2 protein-coding genes and 2 pseudogenes are annotated in these 2,145 nt (G+C 42.5%); 2 read left to right on the forward strand and 2 right to left on the reverse strand.

Annotation, left to right across the window (positions count from 1 at the left end; translation table 11 throughout):
• The coding region (locus tag O9332_RS26705; protein ID WP_288028083.1) for an RNA-guided endonuclease TnpB family protein at positions 1–372 on the forward strand (372 nt) is incomplete at its 5' end.
• Positions 373–700: 328 nt separating this feature from the next.
• Here the strand turns inward: O9332_RS26705 and O9332_RS26710 are convergent.
• Positions 701–1,255, reverse strand: a pseudogene (locus O9332_RS26710) (DUF2887 domain-containing protein); the annotation flags it as partial.
• Positions 1,256–1,424: 169 nt separating this feature from the next.
• Between O9332_RS26710 and O9332_RS26715 the strand changes: the two are divergent.
• Positions 1,425–1,700 (forward strand): annotated as a pseudogene (locus O9332_RS26715) (transposase family protein); the annotation flags it as partial.
• Here the strand turns inward: O9332_RS26715 and O9332_RS26720 are convergent.
• Positions 1,686–1,868 (reverse strand): AAA family ATPase, encoded by a 183-nt coding sequence (locus tag O9332_RS26720; protein ID WP_012267295.1) that lies wholly within the window; start codon positions 1,866–1,868, stop codon positions 1,686–1,688. The pseudogene O9332_RS26715 and the gene O9332_RS26720 sit on opposite strands and share 15 nt — an antisense overlap.
• Positions 1,869–2,145 lie beyond the last annotated feature (277 nt).

The following is a 2,145-nucleotide window of genomic DNA, read 5'->3' on the forward strand; positions in this document are numbered from 1 at the left end:
AAGAATATGGTCAAAAACCCGAAATTATCTCAGGCAATATCTGACGTTAGTTGGGGAGAAATCCCTCGACAATTAGCCTATAAATGCCGTTGGTATGGGAGAAATTACATCGAAATAGATAGATGGTTTCCTAGCTCTAAAAGATGTAGTAATTGTGGGTATATTGCTGAGAAAATGCCGTTAAATGTTCGAGAATGGGACTGTCCAGACTGTGGGACTCACCATGACCGAGATATTAACGCTAGTAAAAATATTTTGGCCGCAGGGCTTGCGGTGTCAGTCCGGGTCGCGACCATAAGACCAGAACAGAGTGAATCTGTTAAGGCAGGTGCGGAACCCCGCAAGGGAAAGAAGCAGAAACCTAAATCGTGAGGTTTGGGAATCGCCGTCCGTTTTACGGCGGTGAGGATGTCAAGTTTTAACGATGCCATGAGTGCGTCGTGTTCCGCAGCTGTTATGCCAAGAGTTGCGGCCTCGTGCTGTAATTTTCTGGCAATAATAGATAAGCTGGGACGACCTACCATAAGGCTGACAATTTCATCATCTGGTATAAGTGCCAGTGCTTCCCTAATTTCTTTGGCTGTGCCTTGGATTACTGTTGCTTGTGTAGTCATGATTTTTGATCATTCTAGGGCGAATCCTAGCATAATTCACAATTTAAGAAATTTTTACATTTTGCTCCCTGATGGCTTACTCCCAATTACAGGGGCGATAGATGCGATCGCAACCATTCCTCCAAATCTTCGGGTTGGGTAAAATCTAACAAAGCTTCTCCTAAAGCTTCCAGTTGATTAATTGAGAGAGCTTGAATTTGCGATCGCCTTTCAGGAGTCACTTCACCGATCCGACGCGAGAGGAGCCGCAGGATGAGCGCAGATTCTCCTTCCTGACGACCTTCCTCGCGACCTTCCTCCTTGGCTTCACGATATACCCTTGTATCTGCCAATTGTAGTCCTAGCATCGCTTCCACCTCCTGCCGACTCAAGTTAGTAAATTTATACACCATAATTGTGGCAATCATTTCTATTATGGCGCGACCCGCTTCTGGATCTGCAATTTGCTGTTGAGTTCGTGCCAGTAAATAGCGGGCTTTTTCTGGTGCTTGGGTTTCTTCCACAGTGGTGAGTACCATCAAGGCAACCCCTAGGGGTAACTGCTGAATTTCCCCTAATTCTTTCAGATAAATTCGATGCACCTGCTCACAATTGAGGAGCGCTCGGTAGGGATGGGTGTTACTTTGTTCGGCTCTTCGGGAATTGTTATGCAAATAATTAACTTAAAATAAAATTCGATGAGAGTACCTAAGCTCAAAAGTAGCTGAAATTCATACAGGGAAGGACTTAAGGCATCAACAGGTTAATACCAAAAGATAGACAATCGAGTTAAGATTTGATATAATGGACAAAAACCCGAGTGTTTTACTTATGATACTTGACAAATTTTTGAACCTACAAGGAACCTGTATTCAAGGCTATCGACACCTAGAAAATATCGGTATATTTTGACGAATTGAATCAAAAAATAAAAAAGCAACCTGTCCTCGTTGTGGGTTAGAGAGCGATAAACTCCACCAAAATCATCGACATTTAGTCAAAGATTTACCGCTCTCAGGCTAACCAGTGTACCTACAAGTTAATCGTCGTCAATTTAAGTACGTTAATTGTCAGAAACCCTTTAGCAAAGAGTTAGATTTTGTCGCCAATGTCATCTAACCTGCTGCCTTTCGCTAACCACGAAAGTAAGCGAATTGCTTCTAGTGCATTACTTTTCCCTGACGCATTAGCACCGATTAAAAAGGTGATGGCTGCTAGAGACAAGGTTGCCTCCTGATAGCTTTTGAAATTCCGAAGAGTCAGGGATGTTAACATACTTTTAAATTAAGGTATTTAAAAACATCTAAAGTAAGGGGATTAAGGTTTTATCAGATTCTTTATTCCAGCTACGGCACAACCTAGCCCAGCTAGACCCAGTGTAGCACCTCCAAGATAAAGCGTGGGTTGTACGAAAAATGGCTCTTCGGTAATTGTTATGCAATGGACGGGGGTTATAAGGGATGGAACCCTTATATAGAAAGGCATTTAGCGATTTTTGTCAATTGTTTTTTATCTAGAGCGAACTAATCAATTAAGTCTCTTGCCAGATAAG

It is taken from the genome of Microcystis sp. LE19-10.1B (assembly GCF_027530565.1).
Taxonomy (GTDB): domain Bacteria; phylum Cyanobacteriota; class Cyanobacteriia; order Cyanobacteriales; family Microcystaceae; genus Microcystis; species Microcystis aeruginosa.